This window comes from Streptomyces sp. NPDC043996, assembly GCF_056435225.1.
Genome location: NZ_JBWKEY010000001.1, coordinates 199,641 through 223,993, shown reverse-complemented (window position 1 = coordinate 223,993; position 24,353 = coordinate 199,641). Strand labels below are relative to the sequence as shown.

Below are 24,353 nucleotides of genomic sequence, written 5' to 3'. Positions count from 1 at the left end.
GCGGCGGCGGTGGCCAACGTCACCCCTGACCTCGGCGCTTAGCACCCGCACAGGCCATCTAAAGTCTTCGTAAAGCTGAACCGCGCACTCAGCGCACGGTGCCCCACCGCACCTTTCGAACGTGCGCCCTTTTCGAGGAGAGACACATGGCAGCCAACCGGAAGCTCCTGGCAGCGGCCGCCGCCTGCGCCGCCGCCGTCATCGGCATCACGGGCTGCAGCGGCGACAGCGGCGACAAGGACCCCTTCGAGGGCATGAGCGCCGACAAGATCGCCAAGAAGGCCGCCAACGCCTCCGAGGACGCCGGTTCCTTCCGCGCCAAGGGCAACGGCAAGCGGGACGGCAAGCTGGTCGACGTCGACTTCAGCGTCGCCAAGTCCGGCGACTGCAAGGGCAAGATGGGCTCCGCCACCGAGGGCCACGCCCAGATCCTCGCCGTGGGCAAGACGTCGTACGTCAAGGGCGACGACAAGTTCTGGGCGAACTCCCCGGGCGGCGGCTCCGGCGTGACCGAGCTCCTCAAGGGCCGCTGGATGAAGTCCCCGAGCGGTGAGGGCAGTCCCTGCAAGGCCGAGGAGATGTTCAAGACCAAGGAGCTCAAGGGCCTCAAGCGCGAGAAGGACGCCGAGGTCGACGGCAAGAAGGCCGCCGTGCTCACCAAGACCATCAAGAAGAAGAAGGGCGACGAGACCAAGACGTTCTACGTCGCCATGGAGGGCAAGCCCTACTTCCTGAAGGCCGTCATCAAGGGCGGTGACGAGCCCGGCACGGTGCTCTTCTCCGACTACGGCACGGCCATCGAGGTCAAGGCCCCGCCGGCCAGCGAGACCGTCGACACCGACAAGCTCGTCTCCGGTTCCTGACCCGCCGACGACCCTGGCGGCGGCTGCTGACGACCGGATCCACCCCGGCTGTCAGTGGCCGCCGCTAGCCTCTCTGACGTGCCTTCCCGCCTCACCGACCCCGACGAGCTCAAAGAGCTCCTCGGCATCCCGTTCACCCCGGAGCAGACGGCCTGCATCACCGCGCCGCCCGCCCCGCAGGTGATCGTGGCCGGAGCGGGCTCGGGCAAGACGACGGTGATGGCCGCGCGCGTGGTGTGGCTCGTCGGCACCGGCCAGGTCGCCCCGGAGCAGGTCCTCGGCCTGACGTTCACGAACAAGGCGGCGGGCGAGCTCGCAGAGCGCGTCCGCCAGGCCCTGGTCAAGGCGGGCGTCACCGACCCGGACGCGGCGGACCCCGACGACACCCCGGGCGAACCGGTCATCTCCACGTACCACGCCTTCGCCGGGCGCCTCCTGACCGACCACGGCCTGCGCCTCGGCCTCGAGCCCACCTCCCGCCTCCTCGCCGACGCCACCCGCTTCCAGCTCGCCGCGCGCGTGCTGCGCGAGGCCCCCGGCCCGTATCCCGCGCTGACCCGCTCCTTCCCGGACCTCGTCAGCGACCTCCTGGCCCTCGACAGCGAGCTTGCCGAGCACCTGGTGGACCCCGCCGCGCTGCGCGCGCACGACACCCGCCTCCTGAGCACCCTGGCGGGCACCCGGCTCACCAACGACGACCTGCGCAAGGTCCCCGAGACGGCGTCGGCCCGCATCGAGCTCACCGGCCTCGTCGAGCGCTACAGGAACGCCAAGCGCGCCCGCGACCTGCTCGACTTCGGCGACCAGATCGCCCACTCGGCGGCGCTCGCCCGCGACCACGCGGAGGTCGGCGCGATCCTCCGCGAGGAGTTCCGCGTCGTCCTCCTCGACGAGTACCAGGACACCTCGGTGGCCCAGCGCATCCTCCTCGCGGGCCTGTTCGGCGGCGGCACCGGCCACCCGGTCACCGCGGTCGGCGACCCCTGCCAGGCGATCTACGGCTGGCGCGGCGCCTCCGTCGCCAACCTCGACGACTTCCCGCACCACTTCCCGGGCGCCGACGGCCGCCCCGCAAGACGCCACGCCCTGAGCGAGAACCGCCGCAGCGGCGGCCGCCTCCTGGACCTCGCCAACGGCCTGGCCGCGCCCCTGCGGGCCCGGCACGCGGGCGTGGAGGCCCTGCGGCCCGCACCGGGGGCCGAGCGCGACGGAGCGGTGCGCTGCGCCCTCCTGCGCACGCACGCCGAGGAGATCGACTGGATCGCCGACTCGCTCGCCCACCTCGTGCGCACCGGCACCGACCCCGGGGAGATCGCGGTCCTGTGCCGCACGGCGACCGACTTCGCCGACATCCAGGGCGCGCTCGTCGCCCGTGACGTCCCGGTCGAGGTCGTCGGCCTGTCCGGCCTGCTGCACCTGCCGGAGGTCGCGGACCTCGTCGCCGTCTGCGAGGTCCTTCAGGACCCCGGGGCCAACGCCTCCCTGGTGCGGCTCCTCAGCGGGCCCCGCTGGTGCATCGGCCCCCGCGACCTGGCCCTGCTCGGCCGCCGCGCCCGCCTCCTGGTCCGCCACGGCCCGACGGCGCCCGTGGGCGCCGACGGCCCTGACGACGCCGAAGCCGCCGACCGGCGCCTCGCCGAAGCCGTGGAGGGCGTCGACCCGTCCGAGGTGATATCGCTCGCGGACGCGCTCGACACGTTCCTGGAGACGCCCATCGACGCCCCCGGGGGCGGGGGCGGGGACGACGGGCTGCCGTTCTCGGCGGAGGCGCGCGTGCGCTTCGCCCGCCTCGCCGCCGAACTGCGCGACCTGCGCCGCTCCCTGGCCGACCCGCTCATGGACGTGCTGCACCGCGTCCTGACCGTCACGGGCCTCGAAGTCGAGCTGTCGGCGTCCCCGCACGCCCTGGCCGCCCGGCGCCGCGAGACCCTCTCGAACTTCCTGGACGTCGCCGCGTCCTTCGCGGCCAACGACCCGTCGGCCCCGCTGCTCGCCTTCCTCGGGTTCCTGCGCACCGCCGCGCAGTACGAGAAGGGACTCGACAACGCCCTGCCCGGCGGCGAGAACACCGTCAAGGTGCTCACCGCCCACAAGTCCAAGGGCCTGGAGTGGGACGTCGTCGCCGTCCCCGGCCTGGTCAAGGGCACGTTCCCGAGCGCCCAGGGCCGCGAGAAGTGGACCGCCCAGGCCAAGGTCGTCCCGCACGCGCTGCGCGGCGACGCCGACACGCTGCCCGACGTCACCGCCTGGGACAACAAGGGCATGAAGGCCTTCCACGCCGACATGAAGGAGCACCAGCACACGGAGGAGCTCCGCCTCGGCTACGTCACCTTCACCCGCCCCAGGAGCCTCCTCCTGGGCTCGGGCCACTGGTGGGGCCCCACCCAGAAGAAGCCGCGCGGCCCCTCGGACTTCCTGACGGCGCTGTACGACCACTGCGCGGCCGGACACGGCGAGATCGAGGCCTGGGCGGACACACCGGAGGACGGCGAGGAGAACCCGGCCCTGCGCGAGGCGGCGGCCGACCACGCCTGGCCGCTGCCCCTGGACGCCGAATCGCTGGCCCGCCGCCACGCCGCCGCGGACACCGTCCAGGCGCACCTGGACCGCCTCCTCATGGCGGAAGGGGTGCCAGGCCGGGGCACCGCACACCCCGGAGCGCGCGACCACGCGGAGTCCCACCCGGCGGCCGACCCGGAGTGGCCACCGCCTCCGGAGGAGGACGGGTTCTACGAAGAGGGCGACGTCCTCTACGAAGGCGCCCTTCACGAAGACGCCCTTCACGAAGGTGTCCTTCACGAAGGCGCCCTCTACGAAGAGGGCGGGTCCGGAGTGGATCCGTACGACGACGGTGACCTCCCGCCCGAAGACGAGGACCCCACCGCCTGGGACTCCTGGAGCAGCGACCGCCCGGCACCCCCAGGGGCGGGCCCGTCCCCCGAACCGGCCATCCCGCACGCGCGCGTGCCGCACGCCACGGAGCCCGAGCAGGACCTCACCCCCGAGGAACTGCGCACCCTCGCCTCCTGGGACCGCGATCTGGACGCCCTCACCGGTGAGCTGCTGCGCGCCCGCGAAGGCGTGCGCGACGTGCTCCTGCCCACCTCGCTCAGCGCCTCCCAGCTGCTGCGCGTCGCCACCGACCCGGACGGCCTCGCGCAGGAGCTGGCCCGGCCCATGCCCCGGCCGCCCCAGCCCGCGGCTCGCCGGGGCACCCGCTTCCACGCCTGGGTGGAGGCCCGCTTCGAGGAGCTGCGGCTGCCCATGCTCGGCCCGGACGAACTGCCCGGCGGCGGTCCCGGGGAAGCCGAGATCGCCGACGAGCGGGACCTGGAAGCGCTCAAGGAGGCCTTCGAGCGCACCGAGTACGCCCGTCGCACGCCCCACCGCGTCGAGGCCCCCTTCCAGCTCACCCTCGCGGGCCGCGTCATCAGGGGCCGCGTGGACGCCGTCTACAAGAAGGCCGACGGCGACACCGTCACGTACGAGATCGTCGACTGGAAGACCAGCCGCGTCCAGGACGCCGACCCCCTCCAGCTGGCCGTGTACCGCCTGGCGTGGGCCGAGCAGCACGGAGTGCCGCTGGAGTCGGTGACGGCCGCGTTCCTGTACGTGCGCAGTGGCGAGACCGTGCGCCCCGAGCACCTGCCCGGCCGCGCCGAACTGGAGAGCCTGCTGCTCGACGGCGACGGCGACGGCGACGGCGGCGGCGACGGTGACGCTGACAGCGACCACCACGGCGATGAAGCCCATGGTGACGAAGCCCACGGCGGAGGCGGCCACGGCGGTGACCGCGCCCCCGGAGGGGGCGGTCACGCCCCGGCCCGCGCCGCCCGTCCCGGAGGCGCGGGAGCCGGTGGACCAGGAGGTGGACCGGGGACCGACCGGCCGCCCGGTCAGACGGCCCCCGAGGGCCGATAGGCTCGTGGCCATGAGCAAGTCCGTCAACAGCGCTGCCAGCGACGTCAGTGCCGTGAACGCCGTCAGGGCGTACATCGGCGACCACCGAGCCGCCTTCCTCGACGACCTCGCGGAGTGGCTGCGCATCCCGTCCGTGTCGGCGCAGCCCGAGCACGCGGACGACGTACGGCGCAGCGCCGACTGGCTCGCCGCGCGCCTCAAGGACACCGGCTTCCCGACCGCCGAGGTGTGGCCCACGCCGGGCGCCCCCGCCGTCTTCGCCGAGTGGCCCTCCGGCGACCCCGACGCGCCCACCGTGCTCGTCTACGGTCACCACGACGTGCAGCCCGCCGCCCGCGAGGACGGCTGGGACACCGACCCCTTCGAGCCGGTCGTCCGCGAGGGCCGCCTCTACGCGCGCGGGGCGGCCGACGACAAGGGGCAGGTCTTCTTCCACACCCTGGGGGTGCGCGCCCACCTCGACGTGACCGGCCGCACCGCCCCCGCGGTGAACCTGAAGCTGATCGTCGAGGGCGAGGAGGAGTCCGGCTCGCCGCACTTCCGCGACCTGGTCGAGCGGCACCGCGACCGCCTCGCCGCCGACGCGGTCGTGGTCTCCGACACCGGCATGTGGGCCAAGGACACCCCCACCGTCTGCACGGGCATGCGCGGCGTCGCCGACTGCGAGATCGAGCTGCACGGCCCCGACCAGGACATCCACTCCGGCTCCTTCGGCGGCGCCGTGCCCAACCCGGCCACGGCCGCGGCCCGGCTCGTCGCGGCCCTGCACGACGAGCACGCGCGCGTGGCGGTCCCCGGCTTCTACGACGGCGTCGTCGAACTCACCGACCGCGAGCGCGAGCTCTTCGCCGAACTGCCCTTCGACGAGGCCGAGTGGCTGCGCACGGCCAAGTCGTACGCCCCGCACGGAGAGGCCGGACACACCACCCTGGAGCGCGTCTGGGCCCGCCCGACCGCCGAGGTCAACGGCATCGGCGGCGGCTACCAAGGCGCGGGCGGCAAGACGATCATCCCGTCGAGCGCGATGCTGAAGCTCTCCTTCCGGCTGGTCGCGGGCCAGGACCCGGACCGGATCGAGGACGCCGTCCGCGCGTGGGTGGCCGATCAGCTGCCCGCGGGCATCCGGCACACGATCACCTTCGGCGCCGCCACCCGCCCCTGTCTGACCCCGCTGGACCACCCCGCCCTGCGGTCCGTGGCCCGCGCCATGGGCCGTGCCTTCGAACAGGAGATCCGGTTCACGCGCGAGGGCGGCTCGGGCCCGGCGGCCGACCTCCAGGACGTCCTCGGGGCGCCCGTGCTCTTCCTCGGCATCTCGATTCCCTCGGACGGATGGCACGCGCCGAACGAGAAGGTCGAGCTCGACCTGCTGCTCAAGGGCGTCGAGACCACCGCCTACCTGTGGGGCGACCTCGCCGAGCACTGGCGCGATGCACACTGAACGGACCGCGTCCCGTCCGCACGGAACCGCACCGCACGCCGCACACCCGCTCACCGAACCACCCATTCCACCGGGGGAGTTGGAAGCACCAGTGACCACCTGGACCGACCGCGCCGCTGACCGTCCCGTCTCGCTCACCGCGCCGAGCGGCATCGACCGCGCGGCCCACCACCGTCTCGACGAGGCCTGGCTCGCCGCCGCGTGGAGCCACCCCTCGACACGGGTCTTCGTGGTCTCCGGCGGTCAGGTCCTCATCGACGAGACGCCCGACGGCCGCACCGAACTGGTGACGACCCCGTCCTTCGAAGCACCCCTCACCGAGGCCCACCGCTACTTCCTGGGCACCGATGACGACGGCGTGAGCTACTTCGCCCTCCAGAAGGACTCCCTGCCCGGCCGCATGGACGCCTCCGCGCGCGCGGCGGGACTGCGCGAGGCGGGCCTGCTCCTGTCGCCGCGCGACGCGGGCCTGATGGTGCACGCCGTGGCCCTGGAGAACTGGCAGCGCATGCACCGCTTCTGCTCGCGCTGCGGCGAGCGCACCACCATCGCGGCCGCGGGCCACATCCGCCGCTGCCAGGCCTGCGGCGCCGAGCACTACCCGCGCACCGACCCGGCCGTGATCATGCTCGTGACGGACGAGAAGGACCGGGCGCTGCTCGGCCGCCAGGTGCACTGGCCCGAGGGCCGCTTCTCGACGCTCGCGGGCTTCGTGGAGCCGGGGGAGTCCATCGAGCAGTCCGTGCGGCGCGAGGTCTGGGAGGAGGCGGGCGTCACCGTCGGCGAGGTGGAGTACGTCGCCAGCCAGCCCTGGCCCTTCCCGTCCAGCCTCATGCTCGGCTTCATGGCCAAGGCCACCTCTTCGGAGATCAACGTCGACGGGGAGGAGATCCACGAGGCGCGCTGGTTCTCCCGGGAAGACCTGCGGGCCGCGTTCGAGTCCGGGGAGGTCCTGCCTCCCTACGGCATCTCGATCGCGGCCCGCTTGATCGAACTCTGGTACGGCGAGCACCTGCCGCGCCCGGGCGCGGCGGCCTGACCCGCCCCGAGGTCCTAGGCGGCGAGCTTCTGCTTCACCTGCGCCAGCGAGGGGTTCGTCAGCGTCGAACCGTCCGGGAAGAGGACGGTGGGAACGGTTCTTGCTTTTCCCACCGTCTCTCAGGCGGCCAGGCTCACTAGGTCCCCCCAGAGGAGAGGGACGGTAGCCACCTCCCCTGTACGGAGGTCGGTCACGTCCACGCTGCGGGTCATGCCCAGGGAGATCGACTGAGTGCCCTCCGGCGGCGTGTCGGTAAAGCCGATCTCCATCACGAACGCCTGCGAGGGGAAGTTCTGGCCGTACTCGAACCTGACACCGTCAGGGCCAGCGATGACCTTCACACCCCATGAGATCAGCTTCTCCCGCCGCTCCTCACGACTCGCGCTGTCCCACCATTCCCCGTAGGTCCGACCGGTTGGGCGCCACTCACTGACAGGAGCTGTCTCCGGAGCGCTGGTCAGTGCCTCACGGTCGGCAGCGGCCTTCGCGACATGTCGTCCGTACTCGACTGCTGACAACCGACCGGCCTTGAGCTCTGCGGTGAACTGCTCAATCTGAGCGTCCACAAGCGCTACTTGAACGGCCCTGGAATCGTCCTGAATGGCCCGACGCTCCATCACGGGACGATCGCCTATCTGAGCCTTGAGCGTGGCTTCCACGAGGCTGTAGAGCGGTTCTGCGGCCATGGTGTGCCCCTCGCACCGGACGCGGCCCTTGCTCTTGTTGCCCTGGCACCGGATGCGGGCGGCTTGGTTTCCCTTGCCGCCCCGGACCCAGTAGAGCGGGTGCTCGTAGTCGGAGCCGTCACAGAAGAGCCACCCACGCACAGGAGAGACTTTCGCAGGCCCCTTGGTGTACTTGACCAGGGTCACGGCTTCCTGGAGCGCCAACCACTCCGACTCGTTCAGCAGAGGCTCCGAGCGCATGACCGGTGTCCCGTCCGCGTTCCTCACCACGGTCCCGTCAGCCCCCGGGCGAGCCGCAGGGGTTCATGGGCGATTCAGAGAGCTGGACGTATAGGGGGCAGATTGAGTTACCGCTTCGCCAAGGTCTATCGACCCGAGCACCGCAACCTGGCTGTTGGGAATCCGGGGCTGCATCTTGAGCTCCGCATGTGGCTCTTGGCCGTCGGCCGCATGCAGCGTGGAGGGCATGCGCCCCTAGGTTCCGGAGAGCTGGAGCTGATCCTGTCCAAGGAGGACGGCAGTCCGTACACCCCGAGTCGCTACCGGCAGGCCAGGGGGGGTCTGATCAAGGCGGGCCTGCTCGCCCCATCCGCCTCCGCGCGGTGCCTGCTCATCCCGTTCACGGTCGCGTCCATGGACGCCCCGTCGAAGGGGGAGCGGGAAGAGTGCGCCACCCACGGCCACAACGTCCCCTGGGATGGCCGGAGCGGCGACTGGCTGTTCAAGAACCCTGAACGGGCCCGAGCGGGGGAGGCCGAGTGCGACAACATCGCGGTAGTCCGTTTCCTGCGGGCGGGTGGGCGCGGTCAGTGCGTCTGAGTGCCGAGAGCAGCGTTAACGGACCGGCGCCCTCGGCGGCTTGATGCCAAGGGCCAGCACTACGCCCCTTCTTGAATAAGCATGGCCGCCCCCACGCGGGGCGAGCCAAAGCTGGTTCCAGATATAGATAGAAGCTAATCCCCTTAAAGGGGTAGTAATTGCTGGACAGTTAAACTCTCTCCCTCTAAGGGAGGGTGAGTGAAGTTGACATCTCAGAAGTAACTACACTCCCCTCCTTGAGGGAGGGGACACTTCCCCACCGAAGAGACAGCTTCAACCCACCCTTCGGGGTGGAGAATTGATCAGTCAACTGGCGGGAGCTGCGAGGTTGGGACGCGGCCTAGCCCTCGTTGCCGTCGTCGAGCTGCTGCCTGTCGAGTCATGATGACCACCTCCAGGCCCTGACCCTCGACCTGGAACGGCACTGCTGTGGATCTTGGTGGATAGCTCGAAGGCTGTGGACAACTTCGTCACCCTCCTGAGGGAGGGGAAGCCGACTGTCGTTCTGGCATGAATCGAGGCCCTGCCTCGACGACAGGGCCCCACAACGCCATGGCCCGGGCCTAACCGTCTACTTCCGGTACCCGTTTGGCGTGGCCAGGTCAGAGAACAGGTACGTGACCATGTTGACCGACTCGGGCCTGAGAGAGGAAATCCCAGAACATGTCTGCGTCAGGGAGGCCGGAGTGCGGGTTCCTCTTCTGTATTGCCTTCATTGTCTCACTTCCTCCGCCCTTTTCCTCGGACATTTGGATGAGCATCTCGACGACGACATCTGGTTTTGCCCCGTCGATTCTCACTGAACCCACTTGCCCTAGGCCGACGTCCTCCAGCGAGAACGACTGGCCTTCCTTGAGAGCGCGAGTCTCGGAGTGCCCTTTGAACCCTGGTGCACCGTAGAACGTGATCTTCATGTCCCTCATCCCTTGCTCCGGCGTGGCAACATCGCCGAACGGCAGGATGATGCCTGCCCTCTCAGGAGACGCCTTGACGCTTCTCCCCGCCAGCTCACCCGTTCGGCCTACGCCGGGTACTGACCATGGACCGTCGGTGAGCTACTGAACTGGGGGATCAAACGCGAAGTAGTTCACGGAGGCGACATGCCTAGGCAGAAGACGGCGAACAGTAAGCGCTCCAAGTCGGGAGCAGCGAAGAAGACCTCTCCATATAACCAGTTCATGAAGGACGAAGTTCCCAAATACGAGACGGGCCACCCCGGGGTCACGCACAAAGAGGCGTTCAGGAAGGTCTCGGAAATGTGGAAGGACTCCAAAGAGAACCCGGGAAACTAAATGCCGGTTGTGCAGTAAGATGCGCACAGAGGAAGTCGGCAAGGGAAACGGGTGCTGAGCCTGCTGCCTCTGCAGCCTAGCCCCCACGGAACTCGTGGGGGCTTCTGCTTGCCCATCCTTGGATCACCAACGAATCAACATCCCCCACCTTCAGGGGTGGGGTTGGATCAGATCAGTTGTTGTCTGTAGCAGATCGGCCGGGGTTATATACCCCCGGCCGTCATCAATAATGTACGTGTCCTCTGATGAGCACCGGGACGGCCTGTGACGCAGGCAAAAGTGATGATGATTCCTCACTCTGTCTGACGTTTCGAACCATCCTCCAGAGCCCAGTGGTTGCCCTCCCGGGGCTCACCGGAGGCTCTGTGCATTCTTGTGGCACCTCTTGATGACCTCGTTCGGGGATTCCTAGGGTTGCGTCCCCTTGGGGTCCTCGCGGGCCCTTCTGCGGCTTCAAACTCGTACGCGATCCATGGAAGGTGCCCCTGCGGTCCTCATGGGGCGGGAGTCGGAGCATTACCCCCGTTGCGCAGGGCGTGACAGCCGTGGGAGGTCTCAAAAACCATCGTTTGTGAGACGTCAGGTCAATGCTGGAGGCGCGCCCGATTCGAACCACCCCGCACGTCTCGAAACTCGTCTCAAAACGACCCGCCTTGGCCTTCGTTATGAGACGCCTTTGTGAGACATCGGCGGCATGGCAGCGACTACGGCCCCGGCCGCCCTCGTTGAACGTCACGACTGCCCCAAGTGCAGCGCACCGGCCGGGAGTCCATGCCGGACTGCCAGCGGGAAGGTGGCCACCGGTTACCACACTGGACGCTTCACCCTGGTGCCGTCCCTCAAGGCCGAGCTGGAGATCAAGACCCCACTCGACCGCAGCCCCGGCAAGCCCTGGACCGAAGGCGCTCCTGTCTCGGTCGATCAGTCAGCGGATGCGAGCACGGCCATCCGCATCGGCTACGCCCGCTGCTCCACCGTCGGGCAGGAGCTACAGAGCCAGTTGGATGCACTGGAGCGTGCCCACTGCAAGCGTGTCTTCTCCGAGAAGGTCAGCACCCGGGTCAAGGTCCGTCCAGAGCTGGAGATCGCCCTGTCCCTGGCCAGGGAGATCAAGAGGGCGGCACCTGACCAGGCCGTGGTCCTGGTGGCGCATGAGATGAAGCGGCTTGCTCGGTCGGCAGTGGAGTTGATGACCCTGGCATCCGTCCTCCAGGCCGAGGGCATTCAGCTAGAGCTCCTCTCCGGCCCTCTCCAGGGCCTCTACGATCCGAATGGCGCCGGGGCCATCGTGTTCGCCGTCCTGGCCGTGGGGGCCGAGGTGGAGCGCGAAGGCATCCGGGAGAAGACCCTGGAAGGGCTGGATGCGGCGGCACGTCTGGGCAACCATGGCGGACGGCCCTCCGTGATCACAGACGACATGCTTGCCGTCGCCCGTGCCAGGAGGGCCAAGGGGGAGGGTGTCACCGCCATCGCCAAGGCTCTGGGGGTATCCAGGGCGACTTTGTACCGGCACATCGAGGAGTGACAAGACAGCCGCTGCCTAGCCCTTCTCGCATGCGCACCGCTGGTCTCTTGGCCCGTAATTGATCGGCTTCCCGCACTCGGGGCAGTCCCGCAGCACGGTCATGGCGGAGGCGTCCATCAAGCTCTCTCCACCTCCGTGCCATGCACGCCGGATGCGTGATCGCGAACCAGGGTGCTGGCCCTGCTGGCTACTCGAAGATCGTTAGCCATGATGGCTCGGGCACGGTCGGCCCAAGCCGACGCGCACTGAGCGCACCCCGGGGCAGGAGCACAGTCGAGCAGCCAAGCACGGTAGCCGACGGGCAGCTCAATAGGGATGGGGTCCGGATGCGTCTGCGTCCTGGAAGGCATGCACCCCATGGTCTTGATCGTCTTCGGTCACCGCGACGGCGCTGCGGGCGTCGCCTAGGCGTCACTCGAAGGCGTCAAACCGGTGTCATTCCAGAGTTGCCGGATCTACCGTGGTCCTATGGCGACGATGACGCAGGTACCGAATGACACGCTGCGTGCCGTGCGTATCGGCATGCGCATGAGCCAGGACGAATTCGCTGCGGCTATCCGCAAGGCCGGTGATGAACTGGGGGAGCCGAACGAGGCGAACAAGCGGCTTGTGCAGAGGTGGGAGTCAGGCGTGACGCGCTCGTGCCGCCCGGTGTACGCACGGGCGCTGGAGAGGGCTACAGGGCGGCCTGTCGAGACCTTGGGGTTCGGGCTGCCGGTGCCACCCGCACGGGTGCGTGAGGACGGTTCTGGGGGCCATGACATGGAGCCGAGCCTTGAGGGCGTAACGCACCCCGCGAGTGGTTCCCCGCGAACAGCTCCCAAGGGAGAGAACTACTCGGGTGTGTGGCTGTCCCGGTACGAGTTCTTCTCATCGAGCAGGGACGAGACCTTCGAAGGTAAGCACTACGTCCTCGTGCTGCACCGGGGGAACCGTCTGACCGTGGAGTCCTTGCCTGGTGCCTCGTCCAACCCGGACTCTCCCCTCTCCCTGGACCTGACCGTTGATCGCAACGTGGTGACGGGATCGTGGGTGGAGCAGACCGCCACCGACGGCTACTACCAGGGCGCCCGCTACCACGGGGCGATTCAGATGCTGGTGGAGCCGACCGGTCGCAGGATGGCGGGGAAGTGGGTCGGGTTCGGGAAGGACTTCGATGTCAACAGTGGCCCCTGGGAGCTTCGGCTCATGGACCGTTCGACCAGTAAGGCCACCATGGAGAGCTTCAGCCGTACGCCAGAGTGAAGCCGTCCGTGCCCGACAGCATGACTTGGCCCCTGCCCGATCTTGCGGACAGGGGCCTTCTGCTTGGAGGGGGACTCAAGCTGCCATGGCCTGCTTGACCTGAGCCAACGACGGGTTCGTCATCACGGACTCAGTGCCAGCGTCGGAAACCACGAGGAGCGTGGGAACCGTCTGGTTCCCACCGTTCGCCTTCTCGACGAACGCGGCGGAATCCGGGTCATGCTCGATGTTGACCTCGGTGTACGCGATGCCCTCGCGGTCCATCTGGCTCTTCAGCCTGCGGCAGTAGCCGCACCACGTGGTGCTGTACATCGTCACGGTGCCCGGCATGTCTCTCGCGCTCCTTCACGGCTCGGGGTGCGTCAGCGCACTTCGGGGTGCGTGCTCGCACTGACACGAACGTACGCGACCGGCCCACCATTCCCGCATTAGTACGACTGCGACCGCTCCCCTGTGGACAACCGGCTCGTCCGGCCCAGGGGACCTGGCAGCATGGCGGGGTGACACCAGCAACGCACTCCAGCCTCTTCCCGGCGGTCCCGGACTCCGCCGACGCGGTGCTCGAGGGCCTCGACCCCGAGCAGCGCGAGGTCGCCCTGGCCCTGCACGGGCCGGTCTGTGTGCTCGCGGGCGCGGGCACAGGCAAGACCCGCGCCATCACCCACCGCATCGCCTACGGCGTGCGGGCGGGGATCCTCCAGCCCGCCAGCGTGCTCGCCGTCACCTTCACCAACCGCGCGGCCGGGGAGATGCGCGGCCGCCTGCGCCAGCTCGGCGCCCACGGCGTCCAGGCCCGCACATTCCACTCCGCGGCCCTGCGCCAGCTCCAGTACTTCTGGCCGAAGGCCGTCGGCGGCTCCCTGCCCCGCCTCGTCGAGCGCAAGGTCCAGCTCGTCTCCGAAGCGGCCGCGACCTGCGGCACCCGCCTCGACCGGAACGAGCTGCGGGACGTCACGGGCGAGATCGAATGGTCCAAGGTCACCCAGACCGTCCCGGCGGACTACGCGGCCGCGGCCGCCAAGTCCGGCCGCGAGTCCCCCCGCGACCCCGCCGAGATCTCCCAGATCTACGCCGCGTACGAGGACCTCAAGCGGGACCGCTCCGTCATCGACTTCGAGGACGTCCTGCTCCTGGCCGTCGGCATCCTCCAGGACCGCCACGACATCGCCGAGCAGGTCCGCTCCCAGTACCAGCACTTCGTGGTCGACGAGTACCAGGACGTGAGCCCCCTCCAGCAGCGCCTCCTGGAGCTCTGGCTCGGCGAGCGCGACAGCCTCTGCGTCGTCGGCGACGCCAGCCAGACGATCTACTCCTTCACCGGCGCCACCCCCGACCACCTGCTGAACTTCCGCACCCGCCACCCGGGCGCCACGGTCGTCAAGCTCGTCCGCGACTACCGCTCCACCCCCCAGGTCGTCCACCTCGCCAACGGCCTGCTCGCCCAGGCCCGCGGCCGCGCCGCCGAGCACCGCCTGGAGCTGATCTCCCAGCGCGAGCCGGCCGCCGAGCCGGTCTACGCGGAGTACGCGGACGAGCCCGCGGAGGCCGAAGGCGCCGCCCGCCGCATCCGCGCCCTCATCGCCGACGGCGTCCCCGCCAGCGAGATCGCCGTGTTGTTCCGCACGAACTCCCAGTCGGAGATCTACGAGCAGGCCCTGGCCGACGCCGGGATCCCCTACCAGCTGCGGGGCGCCGAGCGCTTCTTCGAGCGCACCGAGGTGCGGGAGGCGGGCGCCGCGCTGCGCGGCGCGGCCCGCTTCGGCGCCAACGACGCCCTCCTGGACGACATGGTCGACCTGCCCTCACAGGTCCGTGCCGTCCTGTCCACCAAGGGCTGGACGACGCAGCCGCCCGCAGGCTCCGGCGCGGTCCGCGACCGCTGGGAGTCCCTGGCCGCCCTCGTGCGCCTCGCGGAGGACTTCGCCCGGGCCCGCCCCACCGCGACGCTCACCGACCTGGTGGCCGAGCTGGACGAGCGCGCCGCCGCCCAGCACGCCCCCACCGTCGAGGGCGTCACCCTCGCCTCCCTGCACGCCGCGAAGGGCCTGGAGTGGGACGCCGTGTTCCTGGTGGGCCTCGCCGAGGGCATGATGCCGATCACCTACGCCAGGACCGACGAACAGATCGAGGAGGAGCGCCGCCTGCTGTACGTGGGCGTGACGCGGGCGCGCGTCCACCTGTTCCTGTCCTGGGCGGTGTCCCGCTCGCCCGGCGGGCGCCCCAACCGCAAGCCCACCCGGTTCCTGAACGGGCTGCGCCCTGGCTCGGGCGCGGCGGCGGGGGCACGCGCGGCGGGCGGCGGCGCAGGCATCGAGCGCGGCACAGGCCCCGGCGGCGGTGGCTCCGGCGGCCCGCAGCCCCGTCGTCGTAGCAGTCGCACACCGGCCCGCTGCCGGGTCTGCGGGCGCACGCTCACCGAGGCCGGTGAGATGAAGCTCATGCGCTGCGAGGACTGCCCGTCGGACATGGACGAGGGGCTGTACGAGCGGCTGCGGGAGTGGCGCTCGGTGCAGGCGGGACGCACGGGCCAGCCCGCGTTCTGCGTCTTCACGGACAAAACCCTGATCGCCATCGCCGAGGCCGTGCCCGAGGAGGAGGGCGAGCTCGCCCGCATCCCCGGCGTCGGCATGCGCAAGCTCCGCCGCTTCGGCACCGATGTCCTGGCCATTTGCGCAGGTCAGGAGGTTTCGGATGGCGACGAGGGCAACTGATTCAAACTCGTCGAAAAAATAGTTTGCGCATGCGCCAGCAATCCCCATAGGTTCTTAAGCACGGGAACAGCGGCTTCTCCGAAGCCCGGGTTCCGTGCTGTACTTAATAGTCCGCAGGTCCGGCCCCGGCCGGTCCCCTAGACGCCGAGAGGAGGCGATTCCAGTGATCAGCACCACCGAGAGCTTCACCAGCACCGTCAAAATGACCGATCGCTCGGTCGTCGCTTCCTGCCTGCTCGGCCTCTCGAACCCGGGCACCGGTCTGTCCGTCGGCACCGCCGCCGTGCGTCCGGTTGCCTCCCTGTCTCCCGCTGGTCTGCTGATCCGCGAGGGCAATGAGCGACCGACCAAGGCACCGGAAGCAGTAGCGACGGCACAGGCGCAGGCCTATGCCTCCGCGGCAGCCGGTGCCGGATTCCGGACGCAGACGCAGCAGCACCACACGATGTGGGCCTTCCGTGGGCTCGAACCCTGGAGTGATCCAGCCTGATCTCGATCAGGCCGGCGCCTTCAGGGCCGCGGAACCCCACCCGGGATCCGCGGCCCTTCTGTTTTCCCCGAACAGGAAGACAGAACGAAGGGGCCACAGCAAGACCCGGTACCAGCCGCCAACCGGCCGACCCCGGCCGGAACGACCAGACGAGGAAGAACACCACCGTGCAACTCGAAGCGCACGCCCCGTCCGTACCGCCTTCAGACACGCTCCCGCCGCCCGCACCCACGGAGGACCCGACCTTGACTCCCCTCACCGCGCTCACCGCGCTCGACGACGCCATCGAGAACCTCGGCGTACCCGTTCCCTGCCGTGCCTACGACCCGGAGGTCTTCTTCGCGGAGTCCCCGGCCGACGTCGAGTACGCCAAGTCGCTCTGCCGCACCTGCCCGCTGATGGAGGCCTGCCTCGCCGGCGCCAAGGAGCGGCGTGAGCCGTGGGGCGTCTGGGGCGGCGAGCTGTTCGTGCAGGGCGTCGTCGTAGCCCGCAAGCGGCCGCGTGGCCGTCCGCGGAAGAACCCGGTAACGGCATGAACACCGGAACGATCGACCGCCCCCTGACGCACGACCCGAAGAAGCAGGCCCCGATGAAGGCACCCACGAGCGAGCCCACCGGCTCCGCGACCCCAGACTTCACCACCACCGGCGCGCTCGGCTCGCGCCAGAACAGGACCCGAGAAATGCAACTCATCCCAGAAGCCCTGGCTCGTGCGCATATGCACGAGCGACTGCGTGAGGCCGAGCAGCAACGCCCGGCCATGCGCCTGATCGCGGCCCGCCGCATGCAGCGCCGCGCGGAGCGCGCCTCGCTGCGCGCCCGGCGCGCGCTCGCCATAGCGGTCATGCAGTAGTCAGCTACGCAGGCAACACACGCGACGCAGGCAGCACACGCATCACACGCGACACACGCCAGACGGAGCACGCCCAGCACACGGAACACGTGCCGCACGCGCGGCAGGCGCCGCACGCGTCGCGCGCCCGGCACGGAAGCTGCCGGTGAGCTCCACAGCAGTCCCCACGGGGGCCGGTCCGAACGGACCGGCCCCCGCGGTGCGTGGTGACCACCGATCCCCGGGCGACGGCGATATGGTCGCCGGGTGGACCAGCAGCCTTCTCAACCTGCGGACACCGAGGATCTCGTGTGCTCCCGCTGCGGCACGGTCGCCCACGGCCGACCGCCCACCTGGACCTGCTCCGTGGAGAACGGCACCCGTCACTACTTCTGCGACGCCTGCGCCCGGGACAACATCCGGGCGATCGAAGGGCGACTCGACTCGTCCTGGTGGTGACCGCGGGCGCCGTCGCCGTCGCCGCCCGCCATCAGCTCACGCCTGCGCCGCGTCCCCCAGCTCCGGCTCGTCCCCCACCTCCGGAACCTCCTGCTCCGTCGGCCGCTCCGGCTCCCGCGCCTCCTCCGGCAGGAAGCCGGGCAGCCACGCCTCCAACTCGTCCCGCATCCGCACGGTCGCCCCCAGCTGGCACAGGACGCCGATGGTGCTCAGCGTCACGCGGTGGATCAGCAGATACGACGGCGGCAGGTTCAGCCGCTTGCCCAACTGGTAGGCGGGGGAGCGGGGGTCGGCAACGCGGGCCGCCTGGCTGCGCATCCAGCCCCGGGTGAAGGTGAACTCGTCCGCCAGCGCCGGCTCGATGATCGGCAGCAGATAGTCGAGCACCGCCTCCGGCTCCAGGTCCACCGAGTCCTTGACGAAGCCCTCCTCGCACAACATCTCGTAGACCGCGTCGGCCTCGCCCTCGACCGTCATCCGCAACGAGTGGCCGATCGTCGGCGGCAGCCCGCCGGGCAGACGGTCCACCGTGCCGAAGTCCAGGACCCCCAGCCGCCATTCGCCCTTCTCGCCCGGCAGCAGACGGAAGTTCCCCGGGTGCGGGTCGGCGTGCAGAAGACCGGTGCGGGCCGGGCCGGAGAAGAGGAAGCGGGCCAGGAGTTGGCCCGCCCGGTCGCGCTGCTCCTGCGATCCCTCGGTGATCACCTCGGACAGCGGCACCCCGTCCATCCACTCCGTGACCAGGATCTGCTCGCACTGGTGGACCACATCGGGCACCGCCACGTCCGGGTCGTCCGCGAACTCCTGCGCGTGCGCGCGCTGGGCCCGCGCCTCCAGGTCGTAGTCGAGTTCCTCGGAGACGCGGTCGCGCAGCTCCGCGATCAGCGGCTTGATGTCCATCCCCGGGATCAGCGGCCCGAGGACCCGGGCGAAGCGGCCCAGTTGGTTGAGGTCCGAAAGGAGCGCCTCGCCCGCGCCCGGATACTGGACCTTCACCGCGACATCGCGCCCGTCCTCCCACACGGCCCGGTGCACCTGCCCGATCGAGGCCGCCGCCGCGGGCTTGTCCTCGAACTCGAGGAACCGCTCGCGCCAGTCCGGGCCGAGCCGCTCCGCGAGCACCGCGTGCACGGTCCGGGTCGGCATGGGCGGCGCCGCCTCCTGGAGCTTGGTCAGCGCGGCGCGATAGGGCCCCGCCAGTTCCTCCGGCAGCGCCGACTCGAAGACGGACATCGCCTGTCCGAACTTCATCGCACCGCCCTTGAGCTCGCCGAGCACCTTGAACAGTTGCTCCGCCGTGCGCTGTTGCAGCTCGCGGCCGACGATTTCCGCGGACTTCCCGCCGATCCGTTTGCCGAGCCCCCAGGTCGCACGGCCCGCGAAGCCGAGTGGCAGCGCGGCCAGTTTGGCAGTACGGGTGACCGCCTTCCGGGGAAGATCAGACATGCGCCCCTCCAAGTCCCAGACAGCCGCGCCCCTTCAGGCGGTTACCCGGCCATTGTCTCGTGTGGCTCTTGATCCACGGAGGCGCGCTCCCCCTTTTCCTCCTCCCCGGCTCCACAGGAACAGGAACGGTGCGCGGGCACGCGGTCCGCGCGCCAGGTGAAGTCGGGCATCGCCGCCTGCCAGCGCAGGCCCGCGAGCGTCGGCTCCGCCCCGTCCAGGAAGGCCAGGGCGTGCGCCGCCGCCATCCCGGCGACGGTGGTCGCGAGGGCCAGGTCGCAGGCGGGCACGGGGCGTCGGCCACCGGAGTGCCACTGCGCCAGCATGCGTGGCCAGGCCTCGTCGCGGTCCGTCTCGGCCAGGGCGAGACAGCCCGCGCACGCGCTCACCCCCGGCAGCACCAAGGGGCCCACCACGCCCGTGCCCTCGATCACGCCCGCGTACAGATGAGGGGTCCCCGAGGCGATCAGGGGCTCGGCGGTGGCGGGTGCGGGAGCGTACGCGTCGAGGCCGTCGCGCGGGGTGAGCAGGACCAGGGACAGGGGCCGCTCGTCGGCCCTGTCCTCGGGGTGGCGCGGCGGGCGGTCCGGCGCCGCCTGCCGCACGGCCCGTCGCGCCGCGGTGTCCCTGCGCTGGCCGACCGACTCGGCGGGCAGCCCGCCCGGAGCGACGTCCCACGGCTCGACGCAGCCCCCGTCCATCACATCGACCTGTCCGACCCCCGCCCCGGACAGGACCGACGCGACGACCGCGCCCACCCGGCCCGCGCCCCGCACCCGCACGCGCGCCGTTCTGCGGGCGGCCGCCTTGCGGATGGCGTCACCGGGCCGCGGGGTGACGGCGGACAGCGCGGAGACGTCGGGGCGCAGCCGGTCCATGGCGTCCGCGCGGGCCCGCAGGGCGTCGGCCGCGGGGCCCCCGCCCCGCGCGTCGTCGAGCAGACCGGCGTGGGCGAGGCGGTCGATGAGCCCGTCCACATGGCCGTCCGGCAGGCCCATCCGCTGGCCTTCCGCGCGCAGCAGCGGGAGTCCGCGGGTGCCGTCGAGGAGAGTGAGGAAGGTGCCCGTCGCCGTGTCGACCGGCGCCAGTACGCGGGCGTGTGCGGGGGTCACCCCGAACTGCACCGTGTTCAGATCGCGCCAGCCGCGCCGCAGCGCGGGCTTGAGGATCGGATACATCGCATACATACGTGCCCCCCCGTGTTCGCGTCACCGCCGGACCCACCTCACGCGTCCGCGCGCCGTACCTGCTTTCGCCATGCTTTAGCCGCTTCATCCCGCCCTATCCCGTTCAGGCAGGTCTGGGGCGGTCCATGCCGTGTCCCCGCTCGACAGCCAGCATGCCCGTCCCGGCGGAGACGTGCCCGGAGTTGTCCACAGGCGCGGACCACTTGTCGTACTAATCGAGCTGATCGAGCGCAGAGAGAGTGGATCGATACCGAACCGTCCCGGAGGCGGGACTTCCACCTTGCCCAGCGGGTAACGTCGAGGCGTGCCCGCCGACCCGTCCCCTCGCCTCGCTGGGGAGACCTCACCGCACCGCACCGGAAGTCCACAGCGCAGCGCGACCAGCCCGCCGTCAACCGGTCCCGCGGCAAACGCGGTCGAGGTACGGCGGAGCGCACGCCGCCGCAGAACGGTCTCGGCGTACCGCGAGGGCGACCGGACGGTCGTGCTCATCCCCGCGCGCATGTCCGAGGCGGAGGAGCAGCGCTGGGTGACGGTCATGCTGGACAAGCTGGCCGCGCAGGAGAGCAAGCGGGTCCTCGGCGACAGCGAGCTCGCCGAGCGGGCGCGGCGCCTGTCCGAGCAGTACTTCGACGGCCGCGCGCGCCCCACGTCCGTTCGCTGGGTCACGAACCAGAACACGCGCTGGGGCTCGTGCACCCCGGCGGAGGGCAGCATCCGCCTTTCGCACCGGCTGCAGGGCATGCCCGAGTACGTGGTGGACTACGTCCTCGTCCACGAGCTGGCCCATCTGCTCGTGCCCGGGCACGGCCCCCGCTTCTGGCGCCTGTTGGAGGCGTATCCGCGGACCGAGCGGGCCAGGGGCTACCTCGAAGGAGTGGTCGCGTCGGAGCGGCTGCCGCACCTGCCCGCCGCCCGGGAGGAGTGAGCGGACACCGGGTGGGCCCGTGCCCCCGCGGGGTTGTGTACCGGGTCTGTACCGACTTCGTCCACTGTCGGACTTTGCGGTTAGCCTGGCGCGACGCATTCACCATCGGGATGGGGGACGGTCGTTACGCATGGCCAGGGAATTCCAACGCGGCCACAAGGCCAAGATCAGTGACCTCACGGCAGGAACCGATCTGTACGTCGGCGTGCACATCGCTGCCCCCGGGCTGACGTTCGACATCAGCTGCTTCGGCCTGGACGCGAGCGAGCGGCTCTCGGACGACCGTTACTTCATCTTCTACAACCAGCCGAAGTCCCCGGAGGAGTCGCTGCAGCTCCTGGGCGCGCAGGCGGGCGATAACGAGTCCTTCCGGATCACGCTCGACCGGATCCCGCCGCAGATCCAGAAGCTGTCGTTCACAGCCGCGATCGACGGTGCCGGGCAGATGTCCCAGCTCGCGTCGGGCTACATCCGGATCGTCGCGGGCGGCGAGGAGGTCGCGCGGTACGCGTTCAGCGGCTCGGAGTTCTCCACCGAGCGCGCGCTGATGCTGGGCGACTTCTATCTGAAGGACGTGTGGCGGTTCGCCGCGGTCGGACAGGGCTTCGACGGCGGGCTCGACGCGCTGCTCAGGAACTTCGGCGGGGAGGTCGCCGCGGAGGAGCCCCCGGCGCCGCAGGCGCAGGCGCAGGCTCCCGGCTTCGCGCCGCCCGCGGACACGACGGCGCCGCCCGCGTTCGGCGCCCCCGCGGCATCGGCCCCCGCGCCCGCTCCGGCCCCGGTCCCGGCTCCCGCGCCCGAGAGCGCGACGCCGCCCCCCGCTCCGGCCCCCGCCGTCCCGCCGGTGCACGCCGCGCAGACCATCGTGGCGCCGCTGCACCAGACGGGCGGCCAGGTGCCGCCCCCGGCGGCCCCGCAGGCCCCCGCGCCGGGTGCCCAGCCCCCGGGCCAGCCCTACGGCCAGCCCGGCCAGCAGCCGCCGCAGCAGTTCGGCCAGCCCGCGCCGCAGGGCTACGGCCAGCCGAGCGCGCCCCTGCCTCCCGGGTACGGCCAGCCCAGCGCACCGCCGCCTCCCGGCTACGGTCAGCCCAGTGCGCCGCCGCCCCCTGGCTACGGCCAGCCGAGTGCGCCGCCGCCTCCCGGCTACGCCCAGCAGCCGCAGGCCCCCGTCCCCGGCCAGGCCCCCGCGCCCTTCGGCCAGGGCGGCCAGGGCGTGCAAGGCGCCCCAGGCGCCCCCGGAGCTCCGGCCGTCGGTGGCATCCCGCAGACCGCCCCGCAGGGCGCCGGTGTCGCCGCCGCGCTCCAGAAGTACCGCGAGGCGGGCACCGGGCAGCGCTGGACGCAGCAGAACGAGAAGCTGGTCCGCATCGACCTGAACGTGGGCGGCCAGCCCGTGCTCGCGCGCCAGGGCAGCATGGTGCTCTACCAGGGCAAGGTCGAGTTCAGCTACAAGGGCGCGGGCTTCGCGGGCCGCGTGGTGGGCAACGCCACGGGCCAGGAGATGCAGCTGATGCGCTGCACCGGCCGCGGCCAGGTGTTCCTCGCCGAGCAGGGCACGCACCTGCACCCGATCGAGCTCCAGGGGGACGCGATCTGCGTCTCCGCCGAGAACGTCCTCGCCTTCGACGAGTCGCTCCAGCACGAGGTGCGCCGCATCGAAGGGCACGGCATCCCGGGTGGCGCGCTGTTCGTCATGCAGTTCCAGGGGAGCGGCACCGTCGTCGTCAAGACGCACGGCACGCCCGTCGTGCTGCCGGTCACCCCGACGACCTTCGCCGACTGCCACGCCGTCGTCGCGTGGTCGGCCGCCGCCCAGGCCATCGTGTCCAGCCAGGTCAGGCTGCGCGCCAACGCCTTCGCGGGCGCCACGGGGGAGAGCGTGAACCTCCAGTTCCGCGGCGCGCCCGGCAACTTCATCGTCGTCCAGCCGTACGAGGTCTGAGGGAGCCCGTCATGAACCAGCACCAGCTCGCGGGCTTCGCCCCGGCTCCGGTGGCCGCCCGCATGGAGAACCACGGCCACCACATGCTCAAGGTGGCCATGCAGACCGGGAACGACCTCTTCGCGCGCGTGGGGTCGATGGTCGCCTACGAAGGGTTCGTGCAGTACGAGCCGAACCCGCCCGCCGTCCGCCAGATCGCGCGCGACTGGATCACCGGTGAGGGTGCTCCCCTCATGAAGTGCTCCGGAGACGGCCTGCTGTACCTCGCCGACTACGGGGCGGACGTCGTCGTCATCAACCTGGCGGGCGACGCGCTCTCGGTGAACGGCACCAACCTCCTCGCCTTCGACGCGAACCTCCAATGGGGCGTCGAGCGGGTCAAGGGCCTCGCGAAGTTCGCGGGCCAGGGCCTGTGGAACATCAAGGTGTCCGGCCAGGGCTGGGTGGCGCTGACGTCGCGCGGCACGCCCGTCGTCGTCGACTGCGGCCGTGGCGAGGACGAGACGCATGTGGACCCGGACGCCCTGATCGCCTGGTCGCCGAACCTGAAGGTGAAGGGCAAGCGCAGCTTCAAGGCCGGCTCGCTGATCGGGCGCGGCAGTGGCGAGGCCTACCAGATGGGCTTCTCCGGAGAGGGCATCGTCGTCGTACAGCCCAGTGAGGACAGCACCGACCGCCTCCGGATCCGGAGCTGAGGGGGAGCAACACCATGCAGAGCTCGCTTTTCGCGCACTCCGAGCAGCAGTCCCAGGAGCGCTACACCGTCCAGAACCCGCAGCTGCTGCGCGTCGCCCTGGAGGGCCACGACGACGTGCTGGCCCGCAAGGGGGCGATGGTCGCCTACCAGGGGCTCGTCGAGTTCGACGCCGAGTTCCAGAGCCGTGGCCAGCAGCGGGCCCGGGCGCACACGGGTGAGGGCCTCGACCTGATGCGCTGCCACGGACAGGGCACCGTCTACTTCGCGAACCTCGCCCAGTACATCCACGTGGTGGACGTGGAGCAGGACGGCCTGACCGTGGACAGCTCCTATGTCCTCGCCATGGACTCGTCGCTGTCGCACCAGGTCATCGCCGTGGACAGCCAGTACGGCATCTCCGGGTCCGGCAAGTACCAGCTGAACATCACCGGCTGCGGCAAGGTCGCCCTGATGACCTCGGGCCAGCCGCTGATGCTCCAGGTCACCCCGGACCGGTACGTCAACGCCGACGCCGACGCGATCGTCGCCTGGTCCAGCGGCCTTCGGGTGCAGATGCAGGCGCAGACGCATTCCTCGGGCGTCTGGCGCCGCCGCGGCAACACCGGCGAGGGCTGGGAGCTCAGCTTCATGGGGCAGGGCTACGCCCTCGTGCAGCCGAGTGAACTGCTGCCGCCGCAGCACGCCCAGGTCGGCCAGGGCGCACGCGCCCAGTTCGGCATGGGCCAGCAGGGCGCCCGGGGCCAGAACCAGAGCAACGTCTGGAACTAGGCCCAGAGCACCCCGATGGGCGCATGCGTGCATGTGTAAGGGGCGGGCGCAATGGCGCCCGCCCC

At 70.5% G+C, this 24,353-nt stretch carries 22 protein-coding genes and 1 pseudogene; 17 read left to right on the top strand and 6 right to left on the bottom strand.

Annotation, left to right across the window (positions count from 1 at the left end; translation table 11 throughout):
* Positions 1-146: 146 nt before the first annotated feature.
* The 4 genes from AC07A4_RS01060 to nudC all read left to right on the top strand — a co-directional run bounded on the left by AC07A4_RS01060 (position 147) and on the right by nudC (position 7,264).
* Positions 147-863, top strand: coding sequence for a hypothetical protein (locus AC07A4_RS01060; protein WP_478591202.1), 717 nt, complete (start codon positions 147-149; stop codon positions 861-863).
* A gap of 78 nt (positions 864-941) precedes the next feature.
* Complete coding sequence (locus AC07A4_RS01055) at positions 942-4,784, top strand: UvrD-helicase domain-containing protein (protein WP_478591200.1); 3,843 nt, start codon at positions 942-944, stop codon at positions 4,782-4,784.
* A gap of 10 nt (positions 4,785-4,794) precedes the next feature.
* Positions 4,795-6,225, top strand: a complete 1,431-nt coding sequence (locus AC07A4_RS01050) for a dipeptidase (protein WP_478591197.1) — start codon at positions 4,795-4,797, stop codon at positions 6,223-6,225.
* A 91-nt stretch (positions 6,226-6,316) separates the two neighbouring features.
* Complete coding sequence (gene nudC / locus AC07A4_RS01045; RefSeq protein ID WP_478591195.1) at positions 6,317-7,264, top strand: NAD(+) diphosphatase; 948 nt, start codon at positions 6,317-6,319, stop codon at positions 7,262-7,264.
* A 14-nt stretch (positions 7,265-7,278) separates the two neighbouring features.
* Here the strand turns inward: nudC and AC07A4_RS01040 are convergent.
* Both AC07A4_RS01040 and AC07A4_RS01035 read right to left on the bottom strand, forming a co-directional pair.
* A pseudogene (locus tag AC07A4_RS01040) lies at positions 7,279-7,374 on the bottom strand (thioredoxin domain-containing protein); the annotation flags it as partial.
* A 9-nt stretch (positions 7,375-7,383) separates the two neighbouring features.
* Complete coding sequence (locus AC07A4_RS01035; protein WP_478591193.1) at positions 7,384-8,217, bottom strand: hypothetical protein; 834 nt, start codon at positions 8,215-8,217, stop codon at positions 7,384-7,386.
* Positions 8,218-8,292: 75 nt separating this feature from the next.
* On the opposite strand from AC07A4_RS01035, the gene AC07A4_RS01030 reads away from it, so the two are divergent.
* Positions 8,293-8,769 carry a hypothetical protein gene (locus tag AC07A4_RS01030; protein ID WP_478591191.1) on the top strand — a complete coding sequence of 159 codons (477 nt, stop codon included), beginning with the start codon at positions 8,293-8,295 and terminating at the stop codon, positions 8,767-8,769.
* Positions 8,770-9,371: 602 nt separating this feature from the next.
* Here the strand turns inward: AC07A4_RS01030 and AC07A4_RS01025 are convergent.
* Positions 9,372-9,683: a hypothetical protein gene (locus AC07A4_RS01025; protein WP_478591189.1), complete on the bottom strand. Its 312-nt coding sequence runs from the start codon at positions 9,681-9,683 to the stop codon at positions 9,372-9,374.
* Positions 9,684-9,869: 186 nt separating this feature from the next.
* Between AC07A4_RS01025 and AC07A4_RS01020 the strand changes: the two genes are divergently transcribed.
* The 3 genes from AC07A4_RS01020 to AC07A4_RS01010 all read left to right on the top strand — a co-directional run bounded on the left by AC07A4_RS01020 (position 9,870) and on the right by AC07A4_RS01010 (position 12,831).
* The gene (locus AC07A4_RS01020) at positions 9,870-10,061 is read left to right on the top strand and encodes a hypothetical protein (protein ID WP_478591188.1); all 192 of its coding nucleotides are present in this window, start codon (positions 9,870-9,872) and stop codon (positions 10,059-10,061) included.
* 694 nt (positions 10,062-10,755) lie between these two features.
* Positions 10,756-11,586, top strand: a complete 831-nt coding sequence (locus AC07A4_RS01015) for a recombinase family protein (protein WP_478591186.1) — start codon at positions 10,756-10,758, stop codon at positions 11,584-11,586.
* Between the two features lie 468 nt (positions 11,587-12,054).
* Complete coding sequence (locus tag AC07A4_RS01010) at positions 12,055-12,831, top strand: helix-turn-helix domain-containing protein (protein ID WP_478591183.1); 777 nt, start codon at positions 12,055-12,057, stop codon at positions 12,829-12,831.
* Positions 12,832-12,906: 75 nt separating this feature from the next.
* On the opposite strand, the gene AC07A4_RS01005 is transcribed toward AC07A4_RS01010, so the two are convergent.
* Complete coding sequence (locus AC07A4_RS01005) at positions 12,907-13,161, bottom strand: mycoredoxin (RefSeq protein ID WP_478591181.1); 255 nt, start codon at positions 13,159-13,161, stop codon at positions 12,907-12,909.
* Positions 13,162-13,250: 89 nt separating this feature from the next.
* Here AC07A4_RS01005 and AC07A4_RS01000 point away from each other — a divergent pair, with 89 nt between their 5' ends.
* The 5 genes from AC07A4_RS01000 (at position 13,251) to AC07A4_RS00980 (ending at position 17,323) form a co-directional block, all read left to right on the top strand.
* Positions 13,251-15,542 carry an ATP-dependent DNA helicase UvrD2 gene (locus tag AC07A4_RS01000; RefSeq protein ID WP_478592826.1) on the top strand — a complete coding sequence of 764 codons (2,292 nt, stop codon included), beginning with the start codon at positions 13,251-13,253 and terminating at the stop codon, positions 15,540-15,542.
* 163 nt (positions 15,543-15,705) lie between these two features.
* Positions 15,706-16,032, top strand: a complete 327-nt coding sequence (locus AC07A4_RS00995) for a hypothetical protein (protein WP_478591178.1) — start codon at positions 15,706-15,708, stop codon at positions 16,030-16,032.
* A gap of 167 nt (positions 16,033-16,199) precedes the next feature.
* Positions 16,200-16,568, top strand: a complete 369-nt coding sequence (locus AC07A4_RS00990) for a WhiB family transcriptional regulator (protein ID WP_478591175.1) — start codon at positions 16,200-16,202, stop codon at positions 16,566-16,568.
* Entirely contained in the window at positions 16,565-16,885 is a 321-nt protein-coding gene (locus AC07A4_RS00985; RefSeq protein ID WP_478591173.1) for a hypothetical protein, read from the top strand. Before AC07A4_RS00990 ends, AC07A4_RS00985 begins: the two co-directional genes overlap by 4 nt.
* A gap of 246 nt (positions 16,886-17,131) precedes the next feature.
* On the top strand, positions 17,132-17,323 hold the full coding sequence (locus AC07A4_RS00980; protein ID WP_478591170.1) for a hypothetical protein: 192 nt from the start codon (positions 17,132-17,134) through the stop codon (positions 17,321-17,323).
* 36 nt (positions 17,324-17,359) lie between these two features.
* On the opposite strand, the gene AC07A4_RS00975 is transcribed toward AC07A4_RS00980, so the two are convergent.
* Positions 17,360-18,769 carry an ABC1 kinase family protein gene (locus AC07A4_RS00975; protein ID WP_478591167.1) on the bottom strand — a complete coding sequence of 470 codons (1,410 nt, stop codon included), beginning with the start codon at positions 18,767-18,769 and terminating at the stop codon, positions 17,360-17,362.
* Between the two features lie 41 nt (positions 18,770-18,810).
* Positions 18,811-19,944: a ThiF family adenylyltransferase gene (locus AC07A4_RS00970; RefSeq protein ID WP_478592823.1), complete on the bottom strand. Its 1,134-nt coding sequence runs from the start codon at positions 19,942-19,944 to the stop codon at positions 18,811-18,813.
* Positions 19,945-20,257: 313 nt separating this feature from the next.
* Between AC07A4_RS00970 and AC07A4_RS00965 the strand changes: the two genes are divergently transcribed.
* From AC07A4_RS00965 to AC07A4_RS00950, 4 genes are all read left to right on the top strand, one after another.
* Positions 20,258-20,881, top strand: coding sequence for a M48 metallopeptidase family protein (locus AC07A4_RS00965; protein WP_478591165.1), 624 nt, complete (start codon positions 20,258-20,260; stop codon positions 20,879-20,881).
* Positions 20,882-21,011: 130 nt separating this feature from the next.
* Positions 21,012-22,823, top strand: a complete 1,812-nt coding sequence (locus AC07A4_RS00960; protein ID WP_478591162.1) for a TerD family protein — start codon at positions 21,012-21,014, stop codon at positions 22,821-22,823.
* Positions 22,824-22,834: 11 nt separating this feature from the next.
* Complete coding sequence (locus tag AC07A4_RS00955; RefSeq protein WP_478591160.1) at positions 22,835-23,518, top strand: AIM24 family protein; 684 nt, start codon at positions 22,835-22,837, stop codon at positions 23,516-23,518.
* Positions 23,519-23,532: 14 nt separating this feature from the next.
* Positions 23,533-24,288: an AIM24 family protein gene (locus AC07A4_RS00950; RefSeq protein WP_478591158.1), complete on the top strand. Its 756-nt coding sequence runs from the start codon at positions 23,533-23,535 to the stop codon at positions 24,286-24,288.
* The last annotated feature ends 65 nt before the right edge of the window (positions 24,289-24,353 follow it).

Bases quoted from the DNA above. Each gene is read 5' to 3' on its own strand.
- AC07A4_RS00970 (WP_478592823.1), bottom strand. From the start codon at position 19,944: ATGTATCCGATCCTCAAGCCCGCGCTGCGGCGCGGCTGGCGCGATCTG.
- AC07A4_RS00955 (WP_478591160.1), top strand. From the start codon at position 22,835: ATGAACCAGCACCAGCTCGCGGGCTTCGCCCCGGCTCCGGTGGCCGCC.
- AC07A4_RS01025 (WP_478591189.1), bottom strand. From the start codon at position 9,683: ATGAAGATCACGTTCTACGGTGCACCAGGGTTCAAAGGGCACTCCGAG.
- AC07A4_RS00975 (WP_478591167.1), bottom strand. From the start codon at position 18,769: ATGTCTGATCTTCCCCGGAAGGCGGTCACCCGTACTGCCAAACTGGCC.
- AC07A4_RS00950 (WP_478591158.1), top strand. From the start codon at position 23,533: ATGCAGAGCTCGCTTTTCGCGCACTCCGAGCAGCAGTCCCAGGAGCGC.
- AC07A4_RS00960 (WP_478591162.1), top strand. From the start codon at position 21,012: ATGGCCAGGGAATTCCAACGCGGCCACAAGGCCAAGATCAGTGACCTC.
- AC07A4_RS00985 (WP_478591173.1), top strand. From the start codon at position 16,565: ATGAACACCGGAACGATCGACCGCCCCCTGACGCACGACCCGAAGAAG.
- AC07A4_RS01020 (WP_478591188.1), top strand. From the start codon at position 9,870: ATGCCTAGGCAGAAGACGGCGAACAGTAAGCGCTCCAAGTCGGGAGCA.
- AC07A4_RS01015 (WP_478591186.1), top strand. From the start codon at position 10,756: ATGGCAGCGACTACGGCCCCGGCCGCCCTCGTTGAACGTCACGACTGC.
- AC07A4_RS01005 (WP_478591181.1), bottom strand. From the start codon at position 13,161: ATGCCGGGCACCGTGACGATGTACAGCACCACGTGGTGCGGCTACTGC.
- AC07A4_RS01010 (WP_478591183.1), top strand. From the start codon at position 12,055: ATGGCGACGATGACGCAGGTACCGAATGACACGCTGCGTGCCGTGCGT.
- AC07A4_RS01050 (WP_478591197.1), top strand. From the start codon at position 4,795: ATGAGCAAGTCCGTCAACAGCGCTGCCAGCGACGTCAGTGCCGTGAAC.
- AC07A4_RS01060 (WP_478591202.1), top strand. From the start codon at position 147: ATGGCAGCCAACCGGAAGCTCCTGGCAGCGGCCGCCGCCTGCGCCGCC.